Origin of the sequence: Streptomyces sp. SID8374 (assembly GCF_009865135.1) — a bacterium.
In the GTDB taxonomy this organism is placed as follows: Bacteria; Actinomycetota; Actinomycetes; order Streptomycetales; family Streptomycetaceae; genus Streptomyces.
Window position 1 is genome coordinate 2,298,303 of the sequence record NZ_WWGH01000001.1, and the last position, 18,157, is coordinate 2,316,459.

An 18,157-nucleotide genomic window follows, 5' to 3' on the forward strand; every position below is an offset into this window, starting at 1 on the left:
ACTCTGCCCGCCAAGCATCCACAGTTTTCTCACAGAAACAAACAACACGCACAGGCGGGGCAAGGTCAACGGAGATAAACCGGGCGTTAACCCAGCGAAAGCCTGGCAGGCCACCGTGATCTACATCACGATTGACTCGCGCGTCCCGATGTGATCCAACACAAGGATGAAGCAGACTCGCCGCACCGCGCCGACTGCCACCGACCCAGCCACCGAAGCCCTGATGGCCAAACAACCCCCGCCGATGGAAGGCCCACTGAGGCCTCTAACGCCACTGCGGTCCCACTCGGGAATTCCTCGATGCCGTTCGCCCATACCCACGCGCTGCCACGTGCGCCAGGGCTCATCTCCCGGAATCGCCGGAGCGCTACTCATCTCAGGACGCTCCACAGGCAAGGAAGAGGAGACGCCGGGCAGCCTCCACCCCGCCCGCCACCCCTCGCCGGAGGCCGCGAAGCAAGAATGGGGCCCGGCCTCTCGGCCGGACCCCCCTCGCTTTCCCCCCGTCGGGCCTTCCCGTTCCCCCCGGACCCCTCCCCGGAAGTCCCGACGCCATGTGTGACCCGGGAGGGTACGCAAAGGTTGCAGCCCTTTACGATCTCTTTACCTTTGGCCTCGATCGGGGCCCTCAGCAGGCATGTTGCCCATAGCGCTCAGCCACCTCGGCCAGCACCTCCGCCCCGTCCCGGGCCCACAGCGTCTCGTTGAAGATCTCCACCTCGATCGGGCCGTCGAAGCCCGCCGCCTCCACGTGCCTGCGGAACGCGCGGAAGTCCACGCTTCCGTCGCCCAGTTGGCCCCGGCCCAGCAGCACGCCCGCCGGGAGCGGGGTGATCCAGTCGGCCAGCTGGAAGGAGTGGATGCGGCCGCCCGCTCCCGCGCGGGCGATCTCGGCGGGGGCCCGGTCGTCCCACCAGACGTGGTACGTGTCGACGACCACCCCCACCTGCTCGGCCGGGAAGCGTTCCGCAAGGTCCAGGGCCTGGGCGAGAGTTGAGACCACGCAGCGGTCCGAGGCGAACATCGGGTGCAGCGGTTCGATCGCCAGCCGTACGCCGCGCTCCGCCGCGTACGGGGCGAGTTCGGCCAGCGCATCCGCCACTCGTTCGCGGGCGCCGTGCAGGTCCCGGCTGCCGGGCGGGAGGCCGCCGGAGACCAGGACCAGGGTGTCCGTGGAGACGGTCGCCGCCTCGTCGATCGCCCGGCGGTTGTCGTCCAGGGCTGCGGCCCTCTCCGCCGGGTCCAGGGCGGTGAGGAAGCCGCCGCGGCAGAGGCTGGTGACCGTGAGGCCCGCGTCCGCCAGGAGCCTGGCCGTGCGCTCGACGCCGTACGCCTGGATCGGCGCCCGCCACAGGCCGACCCGGCCGATGCCCGCCTTGACGCAGCCCTCCGCCAGCTCGGGCAGCGACCACTGCTTGATGGTCTCCTGGTTGAGCGAGAGGCGGGACAGGTGCTCGTTCATCGTGTTCCTCCGTGGACCGCGAGGAGCGCTCGCATACGGTGGGCCGCCAGCTCCGGGTCCGGGAACAGGCCCAAGCCGTCCGCCAGTTCGTACGCCTTCGCCAGGTGCGGCAGCGAGCGCGCCGACTGCAATCCGCCCGCCATCGTGAAGTGGTCCTGGTGGCCCGCCAGCCAGGCCAGGAACACCACGCCCGTCTTGTAGAAGCGGGTCGGCGGCTGGAAGAGGTGGCGGGAGAGTTCGACCGTGGGGTCCAGGAGGGCGCGGAAGCCTGCCACGTCCCCCGTGTCCAGCACCCGTACCGCATGTGCCGCCAGCGGGCCCAGCGGGTCGAAGATGCCCAACAGCGCGTGGCTGAAGCCCTGTTCGTCGCCCGCGATCAGCTCCGGGTAGTTGAAGTCGTCGCCCGTGTAGCACCGCACCCCGCCCGGGAGGCGGCGCCGGACGTCGATCTCGCGGGCCGCGTCCAGGAGGGAGATCTTGATGCCGTCGACCTTGTCCGGGTGTTCGGCGATGACCTTCAGGAACGTGTCCGTCGCCTCGTCCAGGTCGCCGCTGCCCCAGTAGCCGTCGAGGGCCGGATCGAACATCGGGCCCAGCCAGTGCAGGATCACCGGCTCCGAGGCCTGGCGCAGGAGGTGCGCGTACGTGGACAGGTAGTCCTCCGGGCCCCCTGCCGCCCGGGCCAGGGCGCGGGACGCCATCAGGATCGGTTGTACGGCGTTCTCCTCGGCGAGGGCCAGCTGCTCCTCGTACGCCGACCTGACCTCGGCGAGGGTCGGCTCGCCCGTCGCGGGCAGCTGGTCCGTGCCCACGCCGCAGGCGATCCTGCCGCCCATCGCCTTCGCCTCGGCCGCCGAGCGGCGGATCAGTTCGGCCGCGCCCGCCCAGTCCAGGCCCATCCCGCGCTGCGCCGTGTCCATCGCCTCCGCCACACCCAGGCCGTGCGACCAGAGGTGGCGGCGGAAGGCGAGCGTGGACTCCCAGTCGACCGCCGCCGGGTCGTCCGGGCTGATGTCCGCGTACGGGTCCGCGACCACGTGGGCCGCCGAGAAGACCGTACGGGAGGTGAGCGGCGCCCCTCCCGGCGCAAGGGCGAGAGGCGTCGTACGCGGTGTGTACGGGCCCTGCGGCAGCGGCACCGGAGCCGTCACAGCGTCAGCTCCGGCACCTCGAAGCGGCGGCCCTCCGCCGACGACTTCAGCCCCAGCTCGGCGAGTTGGACGCCCCGCGCACCCGCCAGCAGGTCCCAGGTGTACGGCTCGTCCAGCGCCACATGGCGCAGGAACAGCTCCCACTGCGCCTTGAAGCCGTTGTCGAACTCCTGGTTGTCCGGGATCTCCTGCCACTGGTCGCGGAACGACTCCGTGACCGGAAGGTCCGGGTTCCAGACCGGCTTGGGGGTCGAAGAGCGGTGCTGTACACGGCAGTTGCGCAGGCCGGCCACCGCCGAGCCGTGCGTGCCGTCCACCTGGAACTCCACCAGCTCGTCGCGGTTGACCCGGACCGTCCAGGACGAGTTGATCTGCGCGACCGCCCCGCCCGCCAGCTGGAAGATCCCGTACGCGGCGTCGTCGGCGGTCGCCTCGTACGGCTTGCCGTGCTCGTCCCAGCGCTGCGGAACGTGCGTCTGCACATGCGCCGTTACGGAGGTGACCTGGCCGAACAGCTCGTGGAGCACGTACTCCCAGTGCGGGAACATGTCCACGACGATGCCGCCGCCGTCCTCCGCGCGGTAGTTCCACGAGGGGCGCTGGGCCTCCTGCCAGTCGCCCTCGAAGACCCAGTAGCCGAACTCCCCCCGGACGGAGAGGATTTCGCCGAAGAAGCCGCCGTCTATCAGGCGCTTCAGCTTCAGCAGGCCCGGCAGGAAGATCTTGTCCTGGACCACGCCGTGCTTGATGCCCGCGTCCCGGGCGAGGCGGGCCAGGTCGAGGGCGCCCTCGACGTCCGTGGCCGTGGGCTTCTCGGTGTAGATGTGCTTGCCCGCCGCCACGGCCTTCTTGATCGCCTCCACCCGGGCCGAGGTGACCTGGGCGTCGAAGTAGATGTCGACCGTGTCGTCCGCGAGCACCGCGTCCAGGTCCGTCGACCACTCGGTCAGGCCGTGCCGGGCGGCCAGCTCCTCCAGGGCGTGGGCGCGGCGGCCGACGAGGACGGGCTCGGGCCAGAGCACCTCGCCGTCGCCCAGGTCGAGGCCGCCCTGCTCGCGGATCGCGAGGATCGAACGCACCAGATGCTGCCGGTATCCCATGCGACCTGTGACGCCGTTCATGGCGATGCGCACTGTCCTGCGTGTCACGAAGTTCCCTCCATACAGCCGTAGCAAGCGCTTTCTATACGAGATGACGCTAGCCTGCGGACAGCGGCCGGACAAGAGGGGCGCCGCACGTGACTCACGGAGGAAAGCGATGACAGTCACCCTGGCGGACGTGGCGGCCCGCGCCCGGGTGTCCCCGGCCACCGTCTCCCGTGTGCTGAACGGCAACTACCCGGTCGCCGCCTCGACCCGGGAGCGGGTCCTGCGCGCGGTGGACGACCTGGACTACGTGCTCAACGGGCCCGCCAGCTCGCTGGCCGCCGCCACGTCCGACCTGGTCGGCATCCTGGTCAACGACATCGCCGACCCCTTCTTCGGGATCATGGCGGGGGCCGCGCAGACCCAGATCGGCGGGCCCGGGGACGGCTCCGGGCGGGCGGGCGGCGAGAAGCTGGCCGTCATCTGCAACACCGGCGGCTCCCCCGAGCGCGAGCTCACCTACCTCACCCTCCTCCAGCGCCAGCGCGCCGCCGCCGTCGTCCTCACGGGCGGTGCGGTGGAGAACCCGGACCACCAGGCCGCCATGTCCGCGAAGCTGGCCAAGATGGCGGACGCCGGCACCCGGATCGTCTTCTGCGGGCGCCCCCCGCTCCCCGACGGGGACGCGCTCGTCGCCGCGCTCGCCTTCGACAACCGGGGCGGCGGACGGCGGCTGACCGAGCACCTGATCTCGCTGGGCCACCGCAGGATCGGTTACGTCGCCGGGCCGCCCGAACGGACCACCACCCGGCACCGGCTGGAAGGCCACCGCGAGGCCCTCCGGGCGGCCGGGCTCGGCACGGAGCCCGAGGACGAGGAGCGGCTGACCGTGCACGGGCCCTACGACCGGCGCTCCGGGTACGAGGCGACCCTCGAAATACTGCGCCGGGAGCCGGGGGTGACGGCCGTCGTCGCCGCCAACGACACCGTGGCGCTGGGAGCTTGCGCCGCCGTACGGGACCAGGGGCTGCGCATCCCGCAGGACATCTCGGTGGCGGGCTTCGACGACCTGCCCTTCTCGGTGGACGCCGTACCCGCGCTGACGACCGTACGGCTGCCGCTCTTCGAGGCGGGTGCGCGGGCCGGGCGGCTCGCCATGGGCAAGGAGGACCCGCCGCCGGGCGGAATCGCCACCATCGCCGCCGAGTTGATGATCCGGGGGTCGACGGCTCCGCCCCGGGTGGGGTGAGGCCCTCCCTCTGGGGGATGCACCCGCCCCTTCTGGGGGCCGGGGGCGAAAGATGGGGGCAACTCCCCCATGCGCCACGGGAGTCCCCGCCCCAGGATGGTTCGTGAGCGGTCCGGTGGGCCGTTCCCGACCTGGGAGGTGCGGTGGAGAAGGAACTGATCGGCAGTGGCGGTACGGGGGCTCCTGCCCGCCCCGCCCTCCCGGGCACCAACGGGTCCACCCAGCCCGCCGGGTCCGCCGCGTCCGCCGCGTCCGCCGCCTCCGCCCGGCCTGCCGGGTCCGCCGCCGACTCTTCCCCGGCCGCCGGAGCGACCGTCCCGGCGAGGACGAGCGGCACCGGCAGCAGCACCGCACCCGGCTCCACCCCCGCACCGAACCCCCACCCCGACCCCTGGTGGCTCCCCGGCATCGTCGGCGACCCGCCCCTGTGCGAGCCCGACTGGGTCGCCTTCGTACGGGCCGTCATCGCGGACGCGCCGCCCCAGGCCGTCGTCGCCGAACGGGAGTACCCCGGCCTCACCGGGTTCGCCCTGGTCGTCGCTCCCTTCGCCGAGCGGGCCGCCGGGCGGCTGCTGACCTCGCCGTCGAACAACGCCGTACGGGCCGGGAACGCCGTCGGGCTCGCCCCCGTGCTGGAGGACTTCCGCTCCCACCTGGTCCGGCGGCTGGCCCGGCTCGCGGCCCGGACGCTCGTGCTGGAGCTGCACAAGGCGCGGCGGGCGGGGCGGCTGGCCGGGGAGGGGCCCGAGGAGCGGTTCCGGGACTTCCTGCGGCGGACGGCGGGACGGGACGGGCTCGCGGCCTTCCTCACCTCCTATCCCGTACTGGCCCGCATCCTGGCCCGGACGAGCCTGGCCGCCGCCGACGCCTTCACGGAGATGCTCGGCCGGCTCGCCGACGACCGCGAACTGCTGGCCACCTCCGGCGTGTTGGGCGACCCGGGGCCGGAGGGCGCCGGGCGCGGGCCGGTGGCGCTGACCGGGGTCGATGCCGGTGCGGGTGACAGCCACCGCGGGGGCCGCTCGGTGATGCTGCTGCGGTTCACCGACGGCACCCGGCTGGTCTACAAGCCGCGCCCGCTCGCGGCGCACCGGCACTTCAACTCCCTGGTGGAGTGGTTCGGTTCGCTGCCCGGGACACCGGGGCTGCGGGCGCTGCGGGTGCTGGACCGGGGCGACTACGGGTGGGTGGAGTTCGTCGAGGAGCGGCCCTGCACCTCGACCGCCGAGACCCATCTCTTCTACCGGCGCCAGGGCGCGCTGCTGGCCCTGCTCCACCTGCTGGACGGCACCGATCTGCACCAGGAGAACCTGATCGCCTGCGGGTCGCACCCGGTCCTGGTCGATGTGGAGACCCTCTTCCACCCGCCGCTCACCCAGGCCCACTCCGCCGACCCCGCCGCCCGGGCCCTGCACGACTCGGTCCACCGGGTCGGGCTGCTGCCGCAGCTGCTGGTCGGGGACTCGGCCGCACTCGACGTCTCCGCGATCGGCGGCGGCCGGGCTGCCTCCTCCCCGATCGAGACCGCCGACTGGGCGGACGCGGGCACGGACACCATGCGGCTGGTACGGCGCTCCGCGCGGTTCACCGAGTCCGCCAACCGGCCCCGGCTGGAAGGGGTTCCGGCCGACCCGTCGGCGTACACCGACTCCCTCTGCGAGGGGTTCCGCGTCGGCTACACCGCCATCAGCGACTACCGCGACGAACTGCTCGGCAAGCGCGGCCTGTTGACCGACTTCGCACAGGACGAGGTGCGGGTCGTGCCCCGGCCGACCTGGGCCTACACCACGCTGCTGGACGAGTCGACCCACCCCGACCTGATGCGGGACGCCGCCGAGCGCGACCAGGTCCTCTCCCTGCTGCGCACCCCCGCCCTGGGCGTGCCCGCGCTGCCCGGGCTGGAGGACGAGGAGATCGAGGAGCTGTGGAACGGCGATGTGCCGGTCTTCCTCACCCGGCCCGGCTCCGCCGACCTGTGGAGCGGCACCGGGCGCGGGGTGCCGGTCGCGCCGGGACCCACCGGGCTGGCCCGGGTCGAGGAGAAGGTGCGGGCCATGGACACGGTGGACCGCCAGGACCAGGAGCGGATCATCCGGGCCGCCATGGTGTCCACCTCCCCCGAACCGCCGCACCGGGCGGAGGGCGGAGCGCGGGCCCGGACGGCCGCGACGGCCCCCGAGCCGGAGCAACTGCTTTCCGCCGCACGCTCGGTGGGCGATCAGCTCGTCTCGCTCGCCTACCGGCACGAGGCCCGCACCAACTGGATCGGCCTGGAGCTGCTCGGCGAGCGCTACTGGCGGCTCGCCCCGATGGCGGCCGACCTCGCGAGCGGCTACACCGGTCCCGCGCTCTTCCTCGCCCAGCTGGCCGCCCTCTCCGGCGCCGAGCGGTACGCCGAGGCCGCCCGCGAGGCGCTGGCCCCGGTCCCCGGGCTGCTGGACGCGCTGCACGGCCGGGTCGACGACCTCACGGTGCTGGGCTCGGGGGCCTTCGCGGGCCTCGGCGGCATCGCGTACGCCCTGGCCGAGGTGGGCTCGCTCCTCGGCGACGCCACGGTCCTGGAGCTGGCGGGTCCGGCGACCCGGCTGGCCTGCGCGGCGAGCGCCGCCGAGGACGGGTACGGGGTGCGCGGCGGTGCGGCCGGCGGGCTGGTCTCCCTGCTCGCGGTGCACCGCACCACCGGCCGGGCCGAGGCCTGGCGGGGCGCCGAGCGCTGCGCCGAACGTCTCTCCGTCGCACCGCTCCCGGCCGCCGGGGGCTTCGCGGAGGGGGCCGCGGGCATCGGCTGGGCGCTGCTGCGCTTCGCCGCGGCGGGGGGCGGTGAGCAGTACCGTACGGCGGGGCTGCGGGCCCTGCGCCGGGCGACCGTCGAGGTGACGGGGGGCCTGGCCTGGTGCGAGGGGGCCGCGGGCGTGGCCCTCGCCGTCGCGGACAGCCCGGACGCGCTCACCGATCCGGACCTGTCCGGCTGGCTGGCGGAGCGGACCGGTGAGCTGGCGGACTGCGCGCCGCTCGCCGACGACAGCCTCTGCCACGGCGAGCTCGGCCTGCTGGAGCTGCTCGGCCACAGCGCCCTGACCGGCGACCGTACGCCGTGGGTGCGCCGGGCCGGGACGCTGCTGGCCGCTGCCGACCGGGAGGGGCCGCGCTGCGGGACCCCCGGACACGTACCGCACCCGGGGCTGCTCACCGGCCTCTCGGGCATCGGGCACGGACTGCTGCGGGCGGGGTTCCCCGACCGGATCGGCTCCGCGCTGCTCCTCCACCCGTCCGCGGGGGCCGCCTAGACCGGCACCCTGCGGCTGATATCAGCCGTTCCATCCGCACCGACCTCCTGACCGCACCCGTTGTCGACCAACCGTCAGAAACCCTTCGTTCACCGTTCAGTCCGTTCAGAATTCAGCACTCGGCAGAGAATGAGGCAGAGATGACGCACATCAGCGAATCGGCGATGCAGGGATCCGGCACCTCCGCCCACGAGGGCGCCTACGACCACCCGGCCGGCCAGATATCCCTCGGTATCGGCGGCGGGCTGGGGATGCGCAGCAGACTCCTCAGCGCCTCGGAGGGCGAGACCGGCAACACCATCGACCTTCCGTGGACCACCATGATTCCCCTTTAACCACAGCTCGGCCCGTATTGTGGCGCATTGAGCCACTGCCGGATGAGTTACGACTCCAGTAGCCTGCGGCCATGCGAGCCACTTCGCCGGTCATCGTCGGGCGGGACGAGGAGATCGGCCTGCTGAGCAGCGCCCTGGACGCCGTGCAACGGCGTTCGGGGCGCGCCTTGTTCTTCCTCGGCGAGGCGGGGATCGGCAAATCCCGGCTGGTGGGTGAGTGCGCCTACCGGGCGTACGGGCTCAACATGCCCGTGCTCCGGGGCCGGGCCACGTCGACCGGGCTCGTCGTCCCGTTCCGGCCACTCGTGGAAGCCCTCTCCTCGCGCTTCCGGGCCGCCGGCACCCCGACCGACCCCGAGCTGGCCCCCTACCACCCCGCGCTGGCCCGGTTGGTCCCCGAGTGGCGCCAGGAGGCCTCGCCCGGCTATCCGGAGACCGTGGTGGAGCTGGCGGAGGCGCTGCTGCGGCTGCTGTCCGTGCTGGGCCGGGAGTCCGGCTGCGCGATCCTGCTGGAGGACCTGCACGACAGCGACACGGAGACCGTCGCGGTGGTCGAGTACGTCATCGACAACCTCGCCGATCTGCCGATCCTGCTCCTGGGGACGCTGCGCCCGGAGGCGGGGGCCGCCCTCGACCTCGTACGCTCCGCGGAGCGCCGCCAGGCCGCCACCGTACGGGAGTTGAAACCGCTCGCCGACGAGCAGATGCGGGCGCTGACCGGTGCGTGTCTGGAGGCGGCGCCCGAGGAGATACCCCCGGAGGTGCACCGGCGCCTCGCCGAACGCGCGGGCGGCAACCCCTACTTGGTGGAAGTGCTGCTGGCGGACCTGCTGGACACCGGCCAGTTGCGCCGGGCGGAGGGCGGCTGGGAGGCGGCCGACGATCCCGGCGGGCCGGTCCCCTCGGGCATCGTGCGGAGCTGGACCCGCAGACTCGACCGGCTGGACGAGCCGGTCCGGGACCTCTTACTCGCGGCGGCCACCCTGGGCGGCCAGTTCTCCGTCTCCGTGCTCCAGACCGTCACCGGTTTCGAGGACCGGGCCCTCTTCACCCATCTGCGGTCCGCCGTCGAGGCGGGCGTGATCGCCCCCGACGGCGCCGCCCCCGACCGGTACGCCTTCCGCCACTCGCTGACCGCCGAGGCGCTGATCTCCTCGCTCGCCCCGGCCGAGCGCGCCTCGCTCGCCCGCCGCGCCGCCGGGGCCGTGGAGCACTCCGGCCACCCCCTCGACGAGGACGGGCAGCAGCTCGTCGCCTCCCTCCACCTCGCCGCGGGCAACCGCTCGGGCGCGGCCCTGCGGTTCGCGGAGGCCGGGAGACGGATGCTCGCCTCAGGGGCCCACGGTTCGGCCGTGGTGCTGCTGGAGCGGGCCTGCCCCCTGGCCGCCGACGCCGACCGGGCCGCCATCGCCGAGTCCCTTGCGGTCGCCCGGGCCGAGGGCGGCGACCTGGACGCCGCCCTGGAGCTGGCCGAGACGCTGCCGCCGGTCCCGGCGCGCACCGAGGCCGCCGACCGGCGCGGCGAGGTCCACGTCAAGATCGCCTGGGTGGCGGTGATGGCCGAGCGGGCGGCCGACGCGGCCCGCCAGATCGACGCCGCCCGCACCCTGCTCGGCCATGAGCCGGCGCCCGGCCGCCGGGCCGCGCTCGCCGTCGCCGACGCCCATCTCGCCCTGCTCCCCGGGCAGGAGCACCGGTGCCCCTCGGAGACCGAGCGGGCCGCCCGCGAGGCCGCGGAGATCGCCGAGGCCGAGGGGCTGCCCGTGGTGGCCTGCCAGGCCTGGCAGCTGCTGGCGCTGCTGCTGCGCGAGAAGGGGTTCGACGAGGCGGACGCCTGCCTGGAGCGGATGCTCGCGCTCTCCACCGACCACGGTCTGCCCGTCTGGCGGGCGGAGGCCCTGGTGCGGCTCGGGGCGAACGCCTTCATGCGGACCGGGGACGCCTCCCGGCTGCGCTCGGCGCGGGCCGCGGCCACGGAGCTGGGTGCGCTGCTGCTGACCCAGACGGTGGACGGGCTGCTCGCCATGAACGCGGTGCTGTGCGCCCGTTGGGACGAGGCGCAGGAGATCATCGACCGTTCGCTGGAGGCCAGCGCCCGGGTCGGCAACCTCTCCGCCCACCGCTATCTGCTGCTCTCCGCCGCCACGATGGCCGCGCACCGGGGGCGGCGGCGGGACATGGACCGGGCGCTCGCCGCGTTCCGCCGGGCGGGTGGTGAGCAATCCCTGCTCGTGCCGCACCAGTTGGGGCTGTGCAAGGCGATCGGCGCCCTCCTGGAGGAGGACCGGGAACGGGCCCTGGAGGGGCTGGACGCGGTGCAGGCCTGGGAGCGGGACCACCCCAGCTACTTCTATCTGAGCGGGAGTTACGGGCTGCGCCCCTTCCTGCGGGTGCTGGCGGGGGCGGCGGACCGGGAGGAGTACGAGGCCGTACGCGCCTCGCCCGGCGCCCAACTGGCTTGGAACGGACAGTTCCTGGAGCTGGCGGACGCCGTGCTGCTGGGCCGTTCCGGCGACCGGGCCGGGGCCGCCCGCCTGGTGGCCGCCTTCGACGCCCGCTCCACGCCTTTCCCGGTCGCCCGCCATCTCGGGCTGCGCCTGGTCGCGGACGCGGCCCGCGCCGACGGGTGGGGCGAGCCGGTCGCCTGGCTGCGGCGGGCCGAGGAGTTCTTCTACGGGGTCGGGGCGCAGGCGGTCGCCTCCGCGTGCCGGGCGGCGCTGCGGCAGGCCGGGGCGAGCGTCACCCAGCACCGGGGCGGCTGGGACCGCATCCCGCTGTCGCTGCGGACCAGCGGGGTGACCCCGCGGGAGTACGAGGTGTTCGTGCTGCTCCCGGAGCGGCCCGGCAACCAGCAGATCGCCCGGCGGCTCTCCATCTCGCCGCGCACGGTGGAGAAGCACATGGCCAGCCTGCTCAGCAAGACCGGGCGCGCGGACCGCTCGGCGCTGTGCGAGTTCGCGGCGGAGTGCGCGGTGGAACCGACCTGAGGCGTCTCCCGTGCCCCCACAACATGGGGGCACGGGGCGGTTTCGGTCGGGTGTACGGGCGGAACATGCGGGCAGTCCCCCGATGTGCCGGTCTGCGTACGGCTCCAGGATCGAGGGGTACGTACGGCAGTCTGCCGCCCGTCCCCGCTTCCGGAGGCCCGCTGATGATCCGACCTCCCGCCCGTCCGGCCCCCGCCGGTGCGGTGTACTTCTCGCTCCTCGGCCCGCTCACCGCCGTACGGGACGGCCGTCCGCTCCCACTCGGCCCGCGCAAACAGCGCCTCGTCCTGGCCACCCTGCTCGCCCGCCCCAACACCCCTGTCCCCGTGGATGTGTTGACCGACGCGGTGTGGCCCGACGACCCGCCGCGCACCGCGCGCAAGAACCTCCAGGTGTACGTGAGCGCCGCCCGCGCCCTGCTCGGCTCCACCGGCGACGACGGGCGGGACCGGGTCGTCCACGGCTGCGGCGGCTACCGGCTCACCATCGGTGAGGGCGAGCTGGACACCCTGCGCTTCCGCTCCCTGGCCCGGGCCGGGCGGGCCGCCGGGGAACGCGGCGACCTGCGCGGCGCCGCCCGGCTGCTGCGGGAGGCGCTGGACCTGTGGGAGGGGCCGCCGCTGAACGACCTGCGGGACTCCTCCGGGGTGGCGGAGGAGGCGGAGCGGCTGGAGGCCCGCTGTCTGACCGTGTACGAGGACTGGGCCGAGACCGAGATCGAACTCGGCCGGGCCGCCGTCGCGGTGGACGGCCTGCGCGATCTGGTGGAGCGCCACCCGCTGCGGGAGCGGCTGCGGGTGGCATGGATGAACTCGCTGCACCAGTCGGGGCGGCAGGCCGAGGCGCTGGCGGTCTACGACGACTACCGGCAGTTGCTGGCAAGGGAGTTGGGCCTGGAGCCGAGTCCGGCGATGGCGGCCCTGTACCGGGCGATGCTGGGCCGGGGCCGCGCCGCCCGGCCCCCGGCGGGCGACCGGGACACCGCGCACGGCACGGCGCTGCCCGCCGCACCGAGGCACTTCACCGGCCGCCGCGAGGAACTGCGGGATCTGCTGGCCCTGTTGGGCTCCCCGGACGAGGGGGTGGTGGTCGTCTCGGGGCCCGCCGGGTCCGGCAAGTCGGCACTGGCGCTGCGGGCGGCCCATCTGCTCGGCGACGGCTTCCCCGACGGGCGGTTCCACGTCCAGGTCCGGCGCGAGGACGGCTCGGCCCGTACCCCGGCCGAAGTCCTGGGCGAGCTGGGCCGGTTGTGCGGGGTGCGCGTCCCGACGGTCCCGGCGGTGCCGGCCGGTCCGGAGAGCGGCCCGGCGGCGGCGGTCTCGCAGGGCGCGGAGGACGCCTGGCAGCGCTGGCTGTCCCTGCACCGGGCGCTGATCGTCCTCGACGACGTACCGGACGAGGCTTTCGTACGGGGGCTGCTGCCCCGGTCAAGCCCGTCCTCGGTGGTGCTCACCGCGCGCGGGCAGCTGGCAGGGCTCGCCCCCGTGCACCGGATCGCGCTGGGAGCCCTGGCGGACGGCGAGGCGCTGGAGCTGCTGGGCAAGCTGATCGGGCCCGGGCGGCTGCGGACCGACCCGGCGGCGGCCCTGCGGATCGTCCGGGCCTGCGGCGCGCTGCCGCTGGCGGTGGGGGTGAGCGGGATGCGGCTGGCGGTGCTGCGCCATCTGCCGCTCGCGGAGTACGCGGACCGGCTCGGCGACCCGTCGGCGGCCCTGGACGAACTGGTCGCCGGGGACGTCTCCGTACGGCTGCGGATGGCGTCCGGCTGGCAGGACCTGTCGCCGGACGGCCGGCGGGCGCTGGGGCGGCTGGCCGGGCCCGCACAGGAGGGCGGCTTCACCCTGCACGGGGCGATGGAGGCCCTGGGGTGCGGGGAGCGGGCCGCGATCCGTACCGTCGAGTCGCTGATCGACGCGGGGGCGGTGACCTCGCCCACCGGGGAGGTCACCGCCCATGCCGCGCTGTACGAGGTGCCGCGGCTGCTCTGTCTGTACGCGCGCGAGCGCGAGGGGGCGCTCACCCCAGAGTGAGGAGCTCCAGCAGTCCCGTAGCGGACTCCCTGCCCGTCCCGCCCGTTCCGCGCGACAGGAAGTCCAGGGACAGCAGCAGTCCGGCCGCCCCCGTCGCCAGGTCGGCGGAGCAGCGCCGCAGGGTGGCGCCCGGGACGAGCAGCCGGTCCTCCTCGGCGACCAGGTGCCAGGTCAGGTTGCGTACGGAGGCCAGGACCTCGGGCCCCGTACGGCCGTCGGGCGACAACTGGCCCGCAGCGGCGGCCAGCCCCGCGCGCCCGGTGAACAGCCCCGGTTCGCGGACGAACTCCATGGCGCAGCCCGCGCGCACCCCGGGGATCAGGGCGCTCAGCGCGGGGTCCTCGTGCCGGGCGGTGTACGCCTGGGCCAGCAGCGCGACGCCCGAGCTGCCCTGGTTCAGATAGAGCAGATGGCGTCGGCCGTCCCGGACCTGGATCGTGCCGTCGTCCATGGTGACGAGGTGCCCGGCCTCGCGTTCCAGGGCGGTGCGGGCCGCCTCGCGCAGCCTCAACTCGCCGGTCAGCGCGTGCAGTTCCAGGTGGAGCAGGGCGGCCCCGCTCAGCCCGCGCAGCAGCCCCGCCGACTCCGGGAGGCGCAGCCCGTCCACCGACCCGCCCCGCGCCAGCCGGTCCAGGTCCCGGGCGGTGCGCAGGGCGGCGTCCACCAGTCCGGCGTCGGGGGCCGTGGTGCCGGTGGCGCGGGCCAGGCGCAGCGCGGCGAGGGCGAGTCCCGCGCGTCCGCTGAACAGATCGGCCGAGGCGGGCGGCGGTGCGGCGGACATCGCCCGGTCCCACAGCTCCCGGCCCGCTTCGGCGCGGCCCAGCAGGGTGAGCACCAGGGCGGTGCCCGGCAGCCCGTCGAAGAGGCCGCCCGCCTCGGCGGGGTCCCTGCGGAACGCGGCGGCGGCGAGCCAGTCCGTCCACTCGGCGGGGACGGGGGCGCCGGTGCGGTGCAGGGCGTACAGGACACCGGCCGCGCCGTGGGCGAGGTCGGTGCCGCCGGTGGCGAAGAGGCCGGGCCCGCCCGGGAAGAGCCGGTCGGCCCGCTCGGGGGTGGCTCCGGCGTGGATCCCGGCGAGCAGGCGGGTGCGGATCTCCGCCCAGTCCACGTCCGGCTCGAACAGGGCGGCCACCTCCGCCTCGCGCCGCCGTGAGGCCTCCAGGCCGTGCAGCAGGGCGGGCCTGGCGGGACCCGCGTCGGCGGAGAGCCCGTACCGCCTACGGGCCCAGCTCTCCAGCGTGAGGGCCTTGGCCCGTTCGAGACCGGCCATCTCCGTGAGCGGCATCAGCATGGTGAGCCAGGTCGCCCAGAGCGCGTACGCGTCGGCCTCCGCGCCCGGCGTGCCCGGGGGCGCCTGGAGGCCCTGGGCTCCGGCGAGCGGGGTGTCCTGGTCGTCCAGCTCGGTGGCGTACTCGAAGTCGACGAGGGCGATGCGGCCGTCGGGCCGGACGATGATGTTGGACGGGTGCAGATCGCCGAAGCGCAGGCCGCGCGCGTGGACCGCCTCCAGCGCCCGGGAGAGTTCGGCCACCATCGCGTCGGTCCAGGCGACGTACGGGGCGAGTTCGGCGGCCGTCACCGCCCCGCGTACGAGGGCGAAGCGGGCGACGATCTCGTCCAGGAGGGTGTTCCCCTCGATGTGCTCCTCGATCAGGAAGTGGTGCTCCCAGACCGTCCGTACGCCGTGCACCTCGGGGACGCAGTCCAGCCCGGCCAGCGCCGTCAGCGCCCGGTGCTCGCGGTGCAGCCGGGTGACGGCGTCGTCGCCCGCGCCGTCGAGGCCGCAGTGCGGGCGCGCCTCCCGCAGCACCACGCGGCGGCCCGTCTCCCGGTCGGTGGCCAGGTAGATCCCGCCCGCGTTGGAGAACTGGAGGGCCTCGGTGACCGTGTAGGGGAAGGTGTCGTCGCGGGCGGCGGCACGGGCGGCGAGGTGCGGGCGCAGGAACGGCGGCACCTCGACCCAGGAGGGCGTACGGAAGACCACCCCGCGCTCGTCGGGCACCAGGCTCCCCGAGGGGTCGCGCAGGGCGAGGACCCGGCCGCCCTCGCCGTCGTCGCACCAGCGGGGCACGTAGGCGCCGTAGCGCGTGTAGACCGGGGCGTCGCCGATGCGCAGGTCGCTGAGGATGTACGGGCCGCTGCGCCCCGCGAGGGCCGTGGACAGATCCTCGGCCAGGGCCAGGAAGGCGGCCTCGTCGGGCGGGTAGACGGCGATGAACTTGCCCGCGCCGCTGCGGTTCATGTGCTTGTCCGCCATCAGCGACAACGCCCGTGCGCTGCGCAGGAATTTGAACGGTACGCCGTGGCGCAGGCAGATCCGGGCGGTGTCGCGCAGGGTGGCCTCGGCCTCGCCGGGGACCGTGGAGACGTGGATCTTCCAGCCCTGCTCGGCGAGTTGGGCGTGCTCGGGCACCAGGGAGGTCCACAGGCCCACGGCCGAGCGGCGCCAGCCGGCGGGGGGCGGGTCGGTGGCGAGGCGGTAGCGGGAGTCCGCGTCGGGCAGCCGGTCCGGGGTGTCGTAGTACGTACGGTCGGCGAGGCAGTAGAGCTGGGTTTCCTGGACGGCAGGCACGGTCGGGCTCTCTTCTCGGTGAAGGAGGTCCGGAAGCCGGTCAGACTCCGGGGGCGGCGTGCTTGGCCTCGGGCTCCACCGGGTCGGCGGGCTCCGGCTGCGGTTCCTGGACCGGCGGGGCCGGTTCCGCCCGGGCCGAGGAGGCGAAGGTGACCACGAGGGCCGAGACCGCCAGCACGCACCCGGTCAGGGTGAAGGCCCACCGGGCGCCGAACGCCATCAGCAGGGCGCCCCCGGCCAGCGGCCCGAACGGCTGGACCATGGAGGACAGGAACCCGGCCGCGCTCTGCACCCGGCCCACCTTCTCCTCCGGGGTCACCACGAGCAGCTTCGACAGGAACCCGATGCTGGCGACCGTCGACAGGAACATGCACAGCGCGCACATCAGCCCGGCCACGACCGGCCGGCTGAGCCAGGCCATCACCCCGGCGGCCGCGACACAGGTCCAGCAGGTGGCGACGATCAGCACCCGGGAGTGCCGGGCCGGGCTGATCCTCGGTGCGAACAGCGCCCCGGCCAGGGCCCCGGCGGAGACACAGCTGATGACGAAGCCGCCGCCGATCCCGGAGCGGCCCCCGTCGGAGAACGCGGTCAGCGCGATGAAGGTGAGGGACCCGAACGCGAAGTTCATGCCCAGGCCGAAGATGAGCAGGACCGTCCGCAGGTAGGGGATCTGCCACAGGAAGGTGAGGCCCGCCGTCAGTTCGCGCTTGCTGAACGCCGAGCCCGCCGCCGTCCTGGCCCGCGAGCGGGTACGTACGAGAGCCACGCAGATGGTCGACGCGAGCAGGCCGAGCGCCTCGACAGCGAACGGCAGCGCCGGGTGGAGGCCGAAGAGCGCGCCCCCGACGAGCGGCCCGACCAGCCGGGCCGTCTGGGTGCGCGCCTGGAGCCGTGCGGTGGCGGTGCCCATCTGGTCGGCCGGGACGACCGCGCGCATCAGGCCGAAGACCGCGGGCGCGTAGACGCTGCTGATCACCGCGCCCGCCGCCGCGACGAGCAGGACGAGCACCATGGGGGCGTGCCCGTACAGGACGGCGATGGTCAGGGCGGTGACGACGGTCAGGCTGCCGACGTCGCACAGCCTCATCAGCCGGCGGCGTTCGATGCGGTCCGCCATCACCCCGCCGGGCAGCATGGTGATCAGGACGGCCCCCACGGACACCGTGCCGACGGCGCCGGCCTGCACCGGGGAGCCGGTCTCCTTGAGGACGAGCAGGGGAAGGGCGAGGGCGGTCATCTGCCCGCCGAGGACCGCGAAGAGGCCGCTCAGCCAGAGCAGCCGGAAGTCCCGGTTTTCGCGTAGCGGCTTGGTCATCGTGGTCTCCCGGTGGTGTGCGGGGGCGGTGGTGCGTTGGGGGGGGTGGCTTCTCCTGGGGTGCCGTTCGGGTGGGCGTGTGCGGCCCGGAATCGACGGCGGGGCGGCTCCGTCGTGACGGAACCGCCCCACATCACCGGCCGGCCGGGCGCCACGGCGGGGAGAGTTGCCTCAGCCCCTGTGGCGCCGCCCCGGTGCGGCCCGGTCAGTTCTCCAGGACGACGCTGAGCACGCTGACGCAGCTGCCCGGCGCGACGACCTTGTCGACGGACGTCTCCTGGAGGTCCAGCACGGAGTGCGCCTCGACCTCGGCGGACTCGTTCTCGTTGTTCTCGTCGGCGGCGGGCTTCGTGTTCTCGGACATGGTGGTCTCCGTCCACTCGTCACTGCTGGACCCGGAATCCGTCGGGTGCGTACCGCGGTCCCCGGTGCGGCGGGCCGTTGCCTGCCGTTGCCGAGAAAGTTAGGAGCGCCGGCCTCAAGGACGCTTCGGCGCCGGTATGGCGGCGGTATGGGGCCAGCTCGCCGACCGTGGACCCGCGCCCCGGCCCCGCCCGCCCCTCTCCGGCCCCCTCCCTGACCTGCGCCCATACCGTCGCCCAAGCGTTGGCAGACCGCCGGTGAACCGGTACGGCGCAGCCTGGGCGGGCGCGCACCGGCCCCTGGAGTACGGGCGCGCCC

At 74.3% G+C, this 18,157-nt stretch carries 11 protein-coding genes; 5 read left to right on the forward strand and 6 right to left on the reverse strand.

The features are described from left to right. Positions 1–628: 628 nt before the first annotated feature. From GTY67_RS10195 to GTY67_RS10205, 3 genes are read right to left on the reverse strand one after another with little or no spacing between them, the layout of a single operon-like run. Positions 629–1,462: a sugar phosphate isomerase/epimerase family protein gene (locus GTY67_RS10195; RefSeq protein WP_161278451.1), complete on the reverse strand. Its 834-nt coding sequence runs from the start codon at positions 1,460–1,462 to the stop codon at positions 629–631. Next, the gene (locus GTY67_RS10200) at positions 1,459–2,613 is read right to left on the reverse strand and encodes a dihydrodipicolinate synthase family protein (RefSeq protein WP_161278452.1); all 1,155 of its coding nucleotides are present in this window, start codon (positions 2,611–2,613) and stop codon (positions 1,459–1,461) included. Before GTY67_RS10200 ends, GTY67_RS10195 begins: the two co-directional genes overlap by 4 nt. Next, a complete protein-coding gene (locus GTY67_RS10205; RefSeq protein ID WP_093688417.1) occupies positions 2,610–3,761 on the reverse strand; it encodes a Gfo/Idh/MocA family oxidoreductase in 1,152 nt (383 codons plus the stop codon). Before GTY67_RS10205 ends, GTY67_RS10200 begins: the two co-directional genes overlap by 4 nt. 109 nt (positions 3,762–3,870) lie before the next feature. On the opposite strand from GTY67_RS10205, the gene GTY67_RS10210 reads away from it, so the two are divergent. The 5 genes from GTY67_RS10210 (at position 3,871) to GTY67_RS10230 (ending at position 13,586) form a co-directional block, all read left to right on the forward strand. Next, entirely contained in the window at positions 3,871–4,947 is a 1,077-nt protein-coding gene (locus tag GTY67_RS10210; RefSeq protein ID WP_093688419.1) for a LacI family DNA-binding transcriptional regulator, read from the forward strand. Positions 4,948–5,090: 143 nt separating this feature from the next. Further along, entirely contained in the window at positions 5,091–8,234 is a 3,144-nt protein-coding gene (locus tag GTY67_RS10215; protein ID WP_161278453.1) for a type 2 lanthipeptide synthetase LanM family protein, read from the forward strand. Between the two features lie 140 nt (positions 8,235–8,374). Next, positions 8,375–8,569: a hypothetical protein gene (locus GTY67_RS10220; RefSeq protein WP_093688423.1), complete on the forward strand. Its 195-nt coding sequence runs from the start codon at positions 8,375–8,377 to the stop codon at positions 8,567–8,569. Positions 8,570–8,640: 71 nt separating this feature from the next. Then, entirely contained in the window at positions 8,641–11,556 is a 2,916-nt protein-coding gene (locus GTY67_RS10225; RefSeq protein WP_161278454.1) for an AAA family ATPase, read from the forward strand. A gap of 164 nt (positions 11,557–11,720) precedes the next feature. After that, positions 11,721–13,586: a BTAD domain-containing putative transcriptional regulator gene (locus GTY67_RS10230; protein WP_161278455.1), complete on the forward strand. Its 1,866-nt coding sequence runs from the start codon at positions 11,721–11,723 to the stop codon at positions 13,584–13,586. Here the strand turns inward: GTY67_RS10230 and lanKC are convergent. From lanKC to GTY67_RS34495, 3 genes are all read right to left on the reverse strand, one after another. Further along, a complete protein-coding gene (lanKC, locus tag GTY67_RS10235; RefSeq protein WP_161278456.1) occupies positions 13,573–16,158 on the reverse strand; it encodes a class III lanthionine synthetase LanKC in 2,586 nt (861 codons plus the stop codon). The two genes, GTY67_RS10230 and lanKC, sit on opposite strands and share 14 nt — an antisense overlap. Before the next feature lie 40 nt (positions 16,159–16,198). Further along, a complete protein-coding gene (locus GTY67_RS10240; RefSeq protein WP_161278457.1) occupies positions 16,199–17,476 on the reverse strand; it encodes an MFS transporter in 1,278 nt (425 codons plus the stop codon). Between the two features lie 205 nt (positions 17,477–17,681). Continuing rightward, a complete protein-coding gene (locus GTY67_RS34495) occupies positions 17,682–17,840 on the reverse strand; it encodes a hypothetical protein (RefSeq protein ID WP_176727421.1) in 159 nt (52 codons plus the stop codon). Positions 17,841–18,157: the final 317 nt, after the last annotated feature.